Raw genomic sequence first — 11,763 nt, forward strand, 5'->3', positions numbered from 1 at the left:
TTTTTAGAGAGTACCCGTTTTAAAATTTCATTTCAATGCTGAAAAAAACGTCTAATAAAGCCATTTCACTCAATGATATTTTCGATTAAGGAAGTTTTAATTTTGTTAAAAACACCTCCGTACTTTGCAAAAACAACTTGTGGCATTTATGAATTGATGGTATGGAAATCTTGGACATGATGTATCTTTAAACCATGAATTGGCAACAAGCATTGAAGGATTATCAGCACTATTTAAGAATAGAGCGAGGCTTGGCCCAAAATTCCATCAAAAGTTACCAAAGGGACGTAAACAAGCTTATACTGTATCTGGAAACACATAACATTCTGGAGGACCCAATAAAAGTAAGCATGGAAACAGTACAAAGATTTATCTACGATATCGCCAAAACTGTTAACCCCCGCTCACAGGCCCGTATCATTTCCGGACTTAAGGGTTTCTTTAATTATTTGGTCTTTGAGGAATACAGAACTGACAACCCTATGGATCTTTTGGAGTCCCCAAAAATTGGACGAAAACTCCCGGATACCCTTTCTGAACCTGAAATAGATACGCTTATCGGGGCCATAGATTTAAGCAAGCCGGAAGGAGAGCGAAACCGTGCCATGCTAGAAACCTTGTATGGATGCGGTCTGCGTGTTTCTGAACTGATCGGCCTAAAGATTTCGGATCTTTTTTTTGAGGAAGGTTTTGTCAAAGTTACAGGTAAAGGAGACAAACAACGGTTTGTACCTATAGGGACCATCAATATAAAATACATCGACATCTATAGAAATGAAATCCGAATACATCAAAAAATCCAAAAGGGCCACGAGGATATCCTTTTTCTCAACAGAAGGGGCAAAAAATTGACAAGGGCCATGATATTCACCATCATTAAACGACTTGCGGAAAAAATCGGACTACAGAAAAGTATTAGCCCGCATACGTTCAGGCATTCCTTTGCCACCCATCTCTTGGAAAATGGAGCGGACCTCAGGGCCATACAACAAATGCTAGGCCATGAAAGCATTACCACGACCGAGGTCTACATGCACGTAGATCGTAGCCATCTTTCCGACGTTATGAACAAATACCACCCTAGAAATTAAAAGAGATACATTTATATCAGAACTTGAATTTTCCTCCCAATGAATACAGGGCAGGAGTAGGAATAAGAGGTTCTCCAAAGCTTCCCATCTTGGAATCATTAAATTGTATGTTAGCCCTTGCTTCCAAAAAAAAGTTTTCCTGTACTTCATAGCCAGCACCTGATATAACACCTATTCTGGGAGCCAAAGGGGCTCGCCCATCTTTTTTCGCTTCCCTTTCCAATTCCATTCCAGAAAGAAGGTATAACTTTTCCGTAAGATAATACCTTCCCAAAAGAGCGGTTCTAAACCTATTGGAAACAATATATGTATCGTGAAAACCTTCCAACAGGACATCCAGTTCTTCGGATAAATCATAATTGATCAGAAAAGACGAGTGTTCCTCATTGCTGAAAAATAAGGGGTATGAAAACCCTTCTATGTTTAAATTGCCTTGCTTCATAAGACCTAAGGGGTCCGGCTTAGGTTCTTGACTATACATCACAACGAGCCCCATAAAAAAGAAAAGGATCTTGGGAACTTTTAAGTGTGAAAACACAGGCTTCGTTTTTGGTAATTGCATATCTAAAAGTAGATGAAACGCTTTGGTATTCCTAAATATTTAAAATGAATTTAACGTACAGGTATTCGCCTTCATCTTAAAGGAAAAGCTTTGAATTTAAGCAGTATCGAGAGTATTAAGGAGTTCATTTGCAAAAAAATAGGGAACGCAATCGTTATAGTTGATTTAAGATTTTTCCAGACCCAATTTTTCTTAAAGAAAACAATATATTAGGGTCCCGCAAAAAGTTTGTATGGAAGAACGATCAAAGCGAAAATGGTGGAAAGAAGGTATTGTCTACCAGATCTATCCTAGAAGTTTTCAAGATACAACCGGCAATGGTATAGGAGACTTAAGGGGTATTATCCAGAGGCTGGATTACATTAAAAGCCTGGGAGTAGATATTGTTTGGTTGAACCCCATATACAAATCCCCAAATGACGATCATGGCTATGATATAAGCGATTACCGGGGCATAATGGAGGAATTCGGTACCATGGCGGATTTTGACGAGTTGCTCAAAGGAATGAAACAAAGAGGTCTAAAGTTGGTTATGGACCTTGTAGTGAATCATAGTAGTGACGAACACCCTTGGTTCATGGAATCCAGAAAATCCTGTGACAACCCCTATCGGGATTATTACCATTGGTGGCCAGAGGAAAAAGGAAAACCGCCCAAGCGTTGGAGCTTTTTTGACATTGAGGAGAATGCCTGGAAATATGACCCAAGTACCAAAGCGTATTACTTGCATTGTTTTTCAGAAAAACAGCCCGATCTAAATTGGGAAAACCCCAAAGTACGGCAGGAAATCTATGACCTCATGAAATTCTGGTTCGATAAAGGGGTCGATGGTTTTCGTATGGATGTCATTTCATTTATTTCAAAGGATACGGACTTTCCAGAACTTCCCGAAGAATATGGAGGAGATTTTATCCCATACTATGCCAATGGGCCCAGACTCCATGAATATTTGCACGAGATGAACAAGGAGGTACTAAGCAATTATGATGTGATGACCGTTGGTGAGGGAACCGGCATATCCATTGATCGTGCATTGGATTTCGTTAATGAGGATCGAGAGGAACTTAATATGTTCTTTCATTTTGATTTGATGGATCTTGATCGAGAGCCAGGCCAAATGTTTACGATGCGAAAAGAAAAATGGAAGCTTACCGATTTCAAGCGGATACATTCCAAGTGGGATTCCATTTTTGCCCTAAAAGGTTGGGGAAGCATCTATTTGAACAATCATGACTTTCCCCGGGCCGTAAGCCGTTGGGGAAATGATTCAAAAGCGCATTGGCACAATTCGGCCACTATGCTCCATACATTCGTGCTTACCATGAGGGGAACTCCATATTTTCTGTACGGCGAGGAAATAGGAATGACCAATATCAAGTTCGATGACATTGAGGACTACCGGGACATCAATACTTTGAACCGTTTTGAGACTTTTAAAAATGAAGGAGGAAATATTGAAGCGTTTATCCAAAATGAAAAACACGCCAGTAGGGACAATGCCCGAACACCTATGCAATGGGATTTTTCAGAAAACGCCGGTTTTACCTGCTCAAAACCTTGGATAGGAATCAACAAGAATCATCAGGAAGGTATAAACGTCATGGTACAGGAGTCCGAAGAAGATTCCGTACTCAACTATTTTAGACGTATGATTGGTGTTCGTAAGTCCAATACTACTTTAATCTATGGAGACTATACCTTGCTAGCGCCACAAAATGAAGATATCTATGCATACACCCGCAGCGATAGTAAAAATACGTTCTTGGTATTGCTCAGTTTTTCTATAAAACAAGCCAAAATTAATCTGAAACAACTAGATTTTGAGCATGCCAAACTTGTTATTAGCAATGATAAGGCAGCTAAACTTAAAAAGGATACAAGGTTTGTACTAGAACCCTACCAAGCGGTAATTTATCAATTGCATTGAAACCGATTTTAGTATATTTAAGCCACTTAAAACGGGCTATGCCAAAACAACAACAACTTCTTTTTTTTCTTGTCATTCTACTTTTTTCAGTAGTAAGCCATGCCTGTTCCGTCGTATATTACATCGACTCCATAACAGGAAAAATCTATGTGGCCAACAATGAGGATTATTGGTATGATGTGGATGCCTATATTCAGATCGTTCCAAAATCCAAAGGGGAATTGGCCCGTCTCTGGTACGGTTGGGATGATTTTGCACAGGGCGGAATTAATGAAGCAGGATTGTTTTTTGATGGTGCAGTTACCCCGGAACAACCCAGAATAAAAGGTTCCAAAAAAATAAAGGGAAATTTAGGCGACGATGTTTTGGCCTCCTGTAAAACCATACAGGATGCCATTGCATTTATTGAAAAACGAAAAATAGCTTTATCGGATGCCCATATTATGTTCGGAGATGCCACTGGAAATGCCGTGGTTATCGAGTGGTTGGACGGAGAACGGAAAATCATTCCTATAACGAACCATAAATTAATCATGACCAATTTTTTACTGGCCGACCCCGCAAAAGGAAACCATCCGTGCCCAAGGTACAATGCCATCCAAAAAAACTTGGAGGCCTTGGAGAAAAGTAAAGATTCCATAAGTTTTTTGAAAGTTGCAAACACTGTTGGCAGTGCCGTTCAAACACCGGCTGTTGATAAGAAGGGTAGAACGGGCGGTACGCTCTACTCTACTTTCATCAATATTTCGGATATGGAGTTTATACTGGTCTATAAGTTGGACAATAAAAAAATAGCAAAACTGGATCTACGGCTGGAGTTTGAGAGGCCGGAGGGCAGAAAAATCGAGTTAAATTCACTTTAATCCTAAAAAATTCAAGTGGGAAAAATGAAATTGAAACCTTCTAAAACACTTGTAATCATAAACTTCTATACCTAGACTGTAACAAAACAAAGTAACCCTATACTAATCTATAACAACTTACCAACCCGTACGTGAACAAAGAACTGGAACATCAATTTGTTACAGAGCTTGAGAACAATCAGAATATTGTTCATAAGGTGTGTACGCTATACACCAATGATAGGGATTCGCACAATGACCTTTTTCAGGAAATAACCATACAATTATGGAAGGCTTATCCCAAATTTCGGGGCGAATCCAAATTCAGTACATGGATGTACCGCGTAGCGTTGAATACGGCTATTACTTTATATCGGAAATCAAAAAGACAGGTAATCACCCAAGATTATGAGTCCGTAATTTTTAAGATAAAGGCCGACGAATATGATGAGACCGAGGAGAAACAGCTGAAACTAATGTACAACGCCCTAAAACAATTAGGCGATATTGAAAAGGCACTTGTCTTTCTTTATTTGGAGGACAAAGACTATAGGGAGATTGCAGAGACCTTGGGTATCACAGAGGTGAACGCCAGGGTAAAGATGAATCGAATCAAGAATAAATTGAAAACCATATTGAATCCTTAAGGATATGATGGACGAATTAGAACTTTTGAAGAAAGATTGGCAAAAAAAGGGAGCGGAGCTTCCCAAATTGTCCTTTGATGAAATACAGAACATGCTATGGAAAAAATCTTCTTCCATAGTTAGATGGATATTGATCATTAGTGTTTTGGAGATTTCGCTTCCCCAATTATTATTTTTGTTCCCATCGATTAGGAATTCAATGGCCCTTTTGGACAACTCCACCTTTAACCTTGGCCTTCTGATTTTATCCATTTTTTATTATGCGGTGGTCGTCTATTTCATTTATCTTTTTTACAAACGCTACAGGGAGATTTCCGTTCTGGAAAACGCCAAAACCCTTATGGACAAAATAATCCTTACTAGAAAAACGGCTTTCTATTATATCATTTTTTCCCTGAGCATGTTTTTTGTCTTCTTTTTGTACTACGCCTTGGAAATGTATTTCGTAGATGATGTCTTAATGAGTATCGATGGTTTTGAGGAGGTGCTAAAAAAGAGAACATTGGAAGAAATCCGGACTATGGTATTCTGGGGGGTTATTCTAGGAGGATTCTTCTTTACCCTTGTAATGGGCGGAATCTATTTTTTACTTTACGGAATCTTGCTGAGGAAACTTAAAAAAAACTATCAGGAGTTGAAACGCCTGGAAATTTAAACTTTCTTTCGATTGCGGAACCTTCGCAATTCATTTTCCTGTTCATAGGCCAATAATTCCTTTTGGGAAATCACTTTCAAAAAAGAAGGGTGTTGTTCTATGGCGTATTCCAATTTTTCGATAATAGATTCGGCAGATTCGTTCTTGTAATCTATTTCCAAAGGTCCTTTTATTACCATGGATTGCAAAATTCCTTTTTTCTTGACCCGAAGTCCCTTTTTATCAAACGAACGCCGAAATCCATCAATAACTACCGGAACCACCACTGGCTTATATTTTTTGATGATATGTGCGGTACCCTTTCGTAAGGGTTTCCAGGGAGTAGTCGTACCCTGGGGAAAGGTAATGACCCAACCATCTGTCAACGCTTTACCTATATTGGAAATATCGCTCATTTTTACCTGCCGTTTTACATCCTGTCCTTCCGATCGCCAGGTTCGCTCCACACTAATAGAGCCCGCATAGGCAAAGACTTTGGTGAGCAGGTTCTTTTTCATGGTCTCGGCAGCTGCCACATAATACACGTTCAATTTCGGGTTCCATAGATAACCCAAGTTCTTAAGGGAGTCTTCCCTTCCCGATAAGCTGGCATTAAAAACATGGAACATGGCCACTACATCTGCAAAGTAGGTCTGATGATTGCTTACAAAAAGAACGTTTGTTTCAGGGAGGTTTCTTAGGATTTCCGAACCTTCAATTTCCAAGGTATTAAAGCCCTTGTACCGTGAGTGTGTCATGAGCCCCATGACTCGAATGAGCCACTTTTTTAAAAAGAGAATATGCCCAAAAGGATTTTCCTTGAATAAACCCATAGAGGCAAAACTACAAAATATGGAGCTATAAGACCTGTTTCAACAACTCCTTGATCTCACTTAGCATCATGGCCGTAGCACCCCAAACGGTGTAACCATTTAAATTAAAGGCAGGTACATCAATATTTGCCGCATACGAAGTACTGAGCTTTTGCATAAAAATTTTGGAATCGTCCATAAAGTCAGCAACCGGAACCTCTACCAAAGCTTCTACCTCGGATTGTTGAGGCGCAAATAAAGGCTTCCTATTTTGATGAATGCCTATGTAGGGACGTACTTCAAAATTGCTGGGAGGAATATAAATCTCACTCAATGACCGTATGACTTCAATTTCAGTTGAGGGAACACCTACTTCCTCATGGGTTTCCCTAAGGGCCGTCTCCCTTAAATCCCTATCACCCTGCTCTGATTGACCACCGGGAAAACCTACTTGTCCTGAGTGTACGTCCTTGGGATGGGCCTTTCTAAGGATTAGTAGTATGTGTGCCAAGGCATTAGTATCCGGATAGAACAAGGCCATTACCGCGGCTCTTTTTGGATTTCTCTTTTTTTGTCTTGCTTCCTGCATTAATCTAATCCTTGTTTCGGGAGCCATTTTAAAATGGGAGACTTCACCCGGTAAGGGTAGATTTTTTATTTTTGAAAGTCGTTGGGAAAATAAATCGAAATCCATGCTATTGAAAAAAATCACTTTGCATACAATATTACTACTATTTTTGGCTGGATGTGGGGATTCCTCGGCTAAAAAACAGATTGGAGAACAGGTAAAATCCGCAGAGAAGGATACCACGCAAATTGATTCCCTAACATCCATACAGGAGGAGGAAAAGTTCTTGCTTACCGAGGAAAATGCCATCGATTTTTTCTTTGATTACCAAAAGGACCTAAAAGTGAATAAGGTAAAATTAACTACCAGTATGGGCAGTTTTACCGTGCAGCTTTATGACAATGTACCCTACCACAAGGCCAATTTTATTTTCTTGACCCGGAAAGGATATTTTGATGGCACACAGTTTCATCGCGTGGTAAAAAACTTCATCATCCAAGGTGGCAATGCAGATGACAAGGCCACCCCGGAAAAACGTCGGGAAATTGGCCGTTATCTCCTGCCACCGGACACCCGTAAAGGATATAAGCATCATAGAGGTACGTTATCCATGCCCAGTAGTGAAATCAACAATCCGCATATGTTGGCCTCGCCCTACGAGTTTTTTATCGTAGTAACCAATCCGGGCTCGTATCATCTGGATGGGGAATATACACCCTTTGGAAAAGTAATCCAGGGAATGGAAGTGGTGGATAAAATTAACAAAGTAAGGGTAGGCAAAGGAGATTGGCCCTTTCAAAATGTATATATAGAAAAGGCGGAGGTTTTGGAGTAGATGCCGGTTGAAATTCCAAACCCAAACTTAGACCTTAACTTTCGATAACCCAATATGTCATGCTGAGCGAAGTCGAAGCACCAAATTCCAAAACTCAAACTTAGAACTTAACTTTCGATAACCCAATATGTCATGCTGAGCGTACGCGTGTCGCTGAAGCTTTTCAGCCTTCGTAGCTTTGCTGCTACGGCGAAGAGGGCTAGCATAAGCACAGTCTAAGCGCCAAAACCCAAATTCTGAAACTGAAATTACAAAACTCATATTCCAAATTCCAAGAAAATAGTATTTCAGGAAGGCGAACCAAGGACTAATATCAAAGTCATATATTTCAAAACATTGTTGTCCGCTAAAAGTTTTTTCAGGTGTAAATATGCCAATATGGGTAGGGTTTACCATAAAATATCCCGTTTAGGGGCTTGCTTATCAGGATATGACTACCTTCCCTTTTCACGTTAGATCCAAATTACTACTATTTGGTTTTCAAATGCTTAAAACGAAGTCTTACCTCTTAAGTCTATCAGCATAGCGGTCTTTTGTCTCTAACCGGACAGTAATGATTTCAAAATAGACACTTATCTTTCAATAATTAAGCTGCAAATCATCTTTTTGGATTTTGATGCTTGTAATTTGGAATTTGAAGTTTTACTTTTTGTTTCTGTAGATGTTAGGCAAAGTAATCTTAAAGCGTACCGCCAATAATCGGATACTAATGATGATAAGAATCGCTGTGACATAGGAAAAGGCCCCGTCCCAAGGCAGCTTAATCAAAAGAAAATAACTGATTCCTCCAAAAACACATGCTGTGGCATAGACTTCTTTTCTGAAAATCACAGGAATCTCATTGCATAGGATATCACGAATTACCCCACCAAAGGAAGCCGTTATGGTTCCTAGGAAAATACACATTACGGGCATTAGATCGGCTGAAATTCCCTTCTCTATGCCAACCATCGTAAAAAGCCCAATACCTATAGTATCGAACAAAAAAAGTGTCCTTCTCAAATATTTTAGCTGGTTTACAAAAAGAATGGCGAAAACTACGGACCCCAAAATCGTAATGACGTAATCAGAACTACGCATCCATACGACCGGTGTATCGCCGATAAGCATATCCCTCAGGGTCCCCCCTCCTACCGCGGTTACAAAGGCAATAATACATACCCCGAAAAGATCCAGCTTTTTTTCCATGGCCACCAATACTCCCGAAATGGCAAAGGCAATGGTTCCTAGAATATCAATTATATAATAGAACATGAGACTATAGCTGTTGGGTATAGTAATTGTAATCCTTAATGGCAATATCCACGAAATCAATGGGTTTTAGATCCGTAACTATTTCGGCCACTTCCTTGATCTTATCACTCAGTGAAACAATAATTTGGTGGTCTCCGTTTACTCGTGCAACATCATAAAGCTCCTTTATGGTCTGCATCTCCCTATCCTTAAAAACAGTGACCTGGGGAAATTTTGGAGCATAATCCTGAGGCAACTCCCGCAAGATAGTGTCTTTTAAAAAAACCCTTTTACGCTCGCTTATAACCGTAGTCCCAGCGGCAATATCCCCTACACGCTGTCCTTTGCCCCTAATCAATATGGTCAATACCGCCACCCCTCCTGAACTTAAGGCCACATCGATTATTCGTAAAATCCATCGAACAAAATAACTGGCAAAATTTGGCTTTGAACCATCCAGTTTTACAACACGAATGTGCATAAGGTTCTTCCCGATCGTCTTCCCGTCCGTAAAGGTTTCCAAGAGAACGTAATACAAAAAAGCAGGCAAACTTAATAGTAAATACAGCGCCCACATATCGGCAAAATCTACGTCAAGTGCCAACAACAACCAAATCATTAATACTGTATAGGCCAATATCACAAAACTGTCTATGATGTACGCCAGCATGCGGTCTCCGAGATGGGCCGTATTTTGATCGATACTTATATTTTGGGCCGTTTCTATTTGAAATTGTTCCATAGTTTCGTTTCTTTGAGGTAAACCCAAAGTTGATGCGCGAGGCGGCATTCGTAAAGCAAAATAAAGACAAATGGGCTGTTTTTGAAAATGCCCTGTCCAACAAAACGAAGATAGCGCCCGATGTATTGTCCGACCTCTACATTGAAATCACAGACCACCTTAGTTATGCCAAGACCTTTTATGGTGGTAGCAATACGGAATTCTATCTAAATTCCCTGGCATCGCAAGCACATCAAAAGATTTATAGGACCAAAAGGGAACCTAAAAATCGTATTGTCGAGTTTTGGAAGACCGAGTTTCCCACTATGTTCTATTACCATCATAGGGAATTGCTCATCGCCTTTCTGGTTTTTTCCTTTTTTGTTGTGGTAGGCGCTTTTTCTTCGGCCAATGAGGGGGATTTTGTCCGATCTATTTTAGGGGATGGTTATGTAAACATGACCTTGGAAAATATAGAAAAGGGTGATCCTATGGCCGTTTACAAGGAGATGGGCGAGTTCAACATGTTCCTAGGTATAACCATCAACAATATCCGTGTGGCCCTGCTGGCCTTTGCCTATGGAATTTTTCTTGGCTTGGGCACCTTGATCATTATGCTTCAGAACGGCATTATGCTCGGTAGTTTTCAATATTTTTTTTATGACAAGGGACTTCTATGGGAGTCTGTACGTACCATTTGGATCCATGGTACCATAGAGATTTCGGTCATTATTATAGCAGGATGTGCAGGCTTGGTGTTGGCCAATGGAATGCTGTTCCCTGGAACCTATACCCGATTGGAGTCCTTTAAAAGGGGAGTGAAAAACGGTCTGAAAATCATGATCAGTACCGTACCCTTCTTCATTATCGCCGGATTTCTGGAAGGGTTCGTTACCCGACATACTGAAATGCCAGATACATTGGCTATTCTGATTATTGGTGGATCATTAGCACTGATCATATTCTATTATATTATTTATCCGAGACAAATCCATAAAAAACTAAACCATGAAGGATGACTACATTGAGTTTAAAAAACAACGCGAACTTGGGGAGATTCTGTCGGACACCTTTGCCTTTCTCCGTAGCCAATTTAAACCCTTTTTTGCTACGTACTTCAAGATAGTCGGCCCATATTTGGTTGTAATGCTTATAGCTTCAGGGTTTTATCTGTATTCGTTTCAACCTTTTTTTGATATTGGATCAGAACCATCCGATCAGATATTTGGAGGAGCCGTAATGGTGTTGTCCCTTTTTGTTTTCCTAATTTCCTTGGTGCTGGTCTATTCCATCTCACAGTCCACAACCTTGCATTATATAAAATCCTATGCAAGCAACAAAGGCAGTATTGATTTGACCGAAATTAAAAGGGAAGTATACGCCACCTTATGGAGTTTTATTGGATTGGGGTTTTTGGTGGTGCTATCCATCATAGCCGGATTTATGGCCTGCGTCATTCCCGGAGTTTACCTATATGTACCTTTGGTGCTTTCTTTTTCCGTATTGGTATTTGACCAAAAAGGAGCTACGGATGCCTATGGATATAGCTTTACCCTGATAAAGGATGAGTGGTGGATTACCTTTGCCACGCTATTGGTCATTGGTATAATCGTTGGTATCGCCAGCTATGCCTTTAACATACCGGCCGCCATTTATAGCTGGATGAAAATGGGCATTTTTTCCGGAGAGTTGGATGCCGAAACCATGACCGGTAATTTTGTAGATCCCATCTACATCCTGTTGAATGTACTAAGCACTTTGGCCAGTCTTCTGCTTAATTTGATATCCGTTATTGCTGCTGCCTTTGTATATTTTAACTTAAACGAGAAAAAGAATTTCACAGGTACCTACGAACGCATTCAAAATTTAGGTAAAACTCCTGAAAACTAGG

Annotated in this window: 13 protein-coding genes; 8 read left to right on the top strand and 5 right to left on the bottom strand. The window is 40.1% G+C overall.

The window, feature by feature from the left end; genetic code table 11:
- Window positions 1–194 precede the first annotated feature (194 nt).
- Window positions 195–1,091 carry a site-specific tyrosine recombinase XerD gene (gene xerD / locus D7Z94_RS22840; protein WP_120713944.1) on the top strand — a complete coding sequence of 299 codons (897 nt, stop codon included), beginning with the start codon at window positions 195–197 and terminating at the stop codon, window positions 1,089–1,091.
- A gap of 16 nt (window positions 1,092–1,107) precedes the next feature.
- Here the strand turns inward: xerD and D7Z94_RS22845 are convergent, their stop codons facing one another.
- Window positions 1,108–1,629, bottom strand: a complete 522-nt coding sequence (locus D7Z94_RS22845) for a hypothetical protein (protein ID WP_147415974.1) — start codon at window positions 1,627–1,629, stop codon at window positions 1,108–1,110.
- 256 nt (window positions 1,630–1,885) lie between these two features.
- Between D7Z94_RS22845 and D7Z94_RS22850 the strand changes: the two genes are divergently transcribed.
- From D7Z94_RS22850 to D7Z94_RS22865, 4 genes are all read left to right on the top strand, one after another.
- Entirely contained in the window at window positions 1,886–3,580 is a 1,695-nt protein-coding gene (locus tag D7Z94_RS22850; RefSeq protein ID WP_120713946.1) for a glycoside hydrolase family 13 protein, read from the top strand.
- Window positions 3,581–3,618: 38 nt separating this feature from the next.
- Window positions 3,619–4,443 (top strand): carcinine hydrolase/isopenicillin-N N-acyltransferase family protein, encoded by an 825-nt coding sequence (locus D7Z94_RS22855; RefSeq protein WP_120713947.1) that lies wholly within the window; start codon window positions 3,619–3,621, stop codon window positions 4,441–4,443.
- Window positions 4,444–4,574: 131 nt separating this feature from the next.
- On the top strand, window positions 4,575–5,069 hold the full coding sequence (locus D7Z94_RS22860; protein ID WP_120713948.1) for an RNA polymerase sigma factor: 495 nt from the start codon (window positions 4,575–4,577) through the stop codon (window positions 5,067–5,069).
- Window positions 5,070–5,073: 4 nt separating this feature from the next.
- Window positions 5,074–5,724 carry a hypothetical protein gene (locus D7Z94_RS22865; RefSeq protein WP_120713949.1) on the top strand — a complete coding sequence of 217 codons (651 nt, stop codon included), beginning with the start codon at window positions 5,074–5,076 and terminating at the stop codon, window positions 5,722–5,724.
- Here D7Z94_RS22865 and D7Z94_RS22870 read toward each other — a convergent pair.
- Entirely contained in the window at window positions 5,721–6,536 is an 816-nt protein-coding gene (locus D7Z94_RS22870) for a lysophospholipid acyltransferase family protein (protein ID WP_120713950.1), read from the bottom strand. The genes D7Z94_RS22865 and D7Z94_RS22870 overlap by 4 nt on opposite strands.
- Window positions 6,537–6,561: 25 nt before the next feature.
- Window positions 6,562–7,209 carry an NUDIX hydrolase gene (locus D7Z94_RS22875; RefSeq protein WP_120713951.1) on the bottom strand — a complete coding sequence of 216 codons (648 nt, stop codon included), beginning with the start codon at window positions 7,207–7,209 and terminating at the stop codon, window positions 6,562–6,564.
- On the opposite strand from D7Z94_RS22875, the gene D7Z94_RS22880 reads away from it, so the two are divergent.
- Window positions 7,208–7,918: a peptidylprolyl isomerase gene (locus D7Z94_RS22880; RefSeq protein WP_120713952.1), complete on the top strand. Its 711-nt coding sequence runs from the start codon at window positions 7,208–7,210 to the stop codon at window positions 7,916–7,918. The genes D7Z94_RS22875 and D7Z94_RS22880 overlap by 2 nt on opposite strands.
- 642 nt (window positions 7,919–8,560) lie before the next feature.
- Here D7Z94_RS22880 and D7Z94_RS22890 read toward each other — a convergent pair.
- The gene (locus D7Z94_RS22890; RefSeq protein ID WP_120713954.1) at window positions 8,561–9,172 is read right to left on the bottom strand and encodes a trimeric intracellular cation channel family protein; all 612 of its coding nucleotides are present in this window, start codon (window positions 9,170–9,172) and stop codon (window positions 8,561–8,563) included.
- Between the two features lie 4 nt (window positions 9,173–9,176).
- Window positions 9,177–9,893 carry an RDD family protein gene (locus tag D7Z94_RS22895; protein WP_120713955.1) on the bottom strand — a complete coding sequence of 239 codons (717 nt, stop codon included), beginning with the start codon at window positions 9,891–9,893 and terminating at the stop codon, window positions 9,177–9,179.
- 32 nt (window positions 9,894–9,925) lie between these two features.
- On the opposite strand from D7Z94_RS22895, the gene D7Z94_RS22900 reads away from it, so the two are divergent.
- Both D7Z94_RS22900 and D7Z94_RS22905 read left to right on the top strand, forming a co-directional pair.
- Window positions 9,926–10,891, top strand: a complete 966-nt coding sequence (locus tag D7Z94_RS22900) for a stage II sporulation protein M (RefSeq protein ID WP_120713956.1) — start codon at window positions 9,926–9,928, stop codon at window positions 10,889–10,891.
- Window positions 10,881–11,762, top strand: coding sequence for a hypothetical protein (locus D7Z94_RS22905; protein WP_120713957.1), 882 nt, complete (start codon window positions 10,881–10,883; stop codon window positions 11,760–11,762). Before D7Z94_RS22900 ends, D7Z94_RS22905 begins: the two co-directional genes overlap by 11 nt.
- The last annotated feature ends 1 nt before the right edge of the window (window position 11,763 follow it).

The sequence above is a fragment of the Ulvibacterium marinum genome (assembly GCF_003626755.1).
In the GTDB taxonomy this organism is placed as follows: domain Bacteria; phylum Bacteroidota; class Bacteroidia; order Flavobacteriales; family Flavobacteriaceae; genus Ulvibacterium; species Ulvibacterium marinum.

Excerpts from the sequence above, each read along its gene's own strand:
- D7Z94_RS22865 (WP_120713949.1), top strand. The coding sequence starts at position 5,074 with ATGATGGACGAATTAGAACTTTTGAAGAAAGATTGGCAAAAAAAGGGA.
- D7Z94_RS22875 (WP_120713951.1), bottom strand. The coding sequence starts at position 7,209 with ATGGATTTCGATTTATTTTCCCAACGACTTTCAAAAATAAAAAATCTA.
- D7Z94_RS22895 (WP_120713955.1), bottom strand. The coding sequence starts at position 9,893 with ATGGAACAATTTCAAATAGAAACGGCCCAAAATATAAGTATCGATCAA.
- D7Z94_RS22880 (WP_120713952.1), top strand. The coding sequence starts at position 7,208 with ATGCTATTGAAAAAAATCACTTTGCATACAATATTACTACTATTTTTG.
- D7Z94_RS22850 (WP_120713946.1), top strand. The coding sequence starts at position 1,886 with ATGGAAGAACGATCAAAGCGAAAATGGTGGAAAGAAGGTATTGTCTAC.
- D7Z94_RS22855 (WP_120713947.1), top strand. The coding sequence starts at position 3,619 with ATGCCAAAACAACAACAACTTCTTTTTTTTCTTGTCATTCTACTTTTT.
- D7Z94_RS22870 (WP_120713950.1), bottom strand. The coding sequence starts at position 6,536 with ATGGGTTTATTCAAGGAAAATCCTTTTGGGCATATTCTCTTTTTAAAA.
- D7Z94_RS22905 (WP_120713957.1), top strand. The coding sequence starts at position 10,881 with ATGAAGGATGACTACATTGAGTTTAAAAAACAACGCGAACTTGGGGAG.
- D7Z94_RS22900 (WP_120713956.1), top strand. The coding sequence starts at position 9,926 with ATGCGCGAGGCGGCATTCGTAAAGCAAAATAAAGACAAATGGGCTGTT.
- D7Z94_RS22890 (WP_120713954.1), bottom strand. The coding sequence starts at position 9,172 with ATGTTCTATTATATAATTGATATTCTAGGAACCATTGCCTTTGCCATT.
- xerD (WP_120713944.1), top strand. The coding sequence starts at position 195 with ATGAATTGGCAACAAGCATTGAAGGATTATCAGCACTATTTAAGAATA.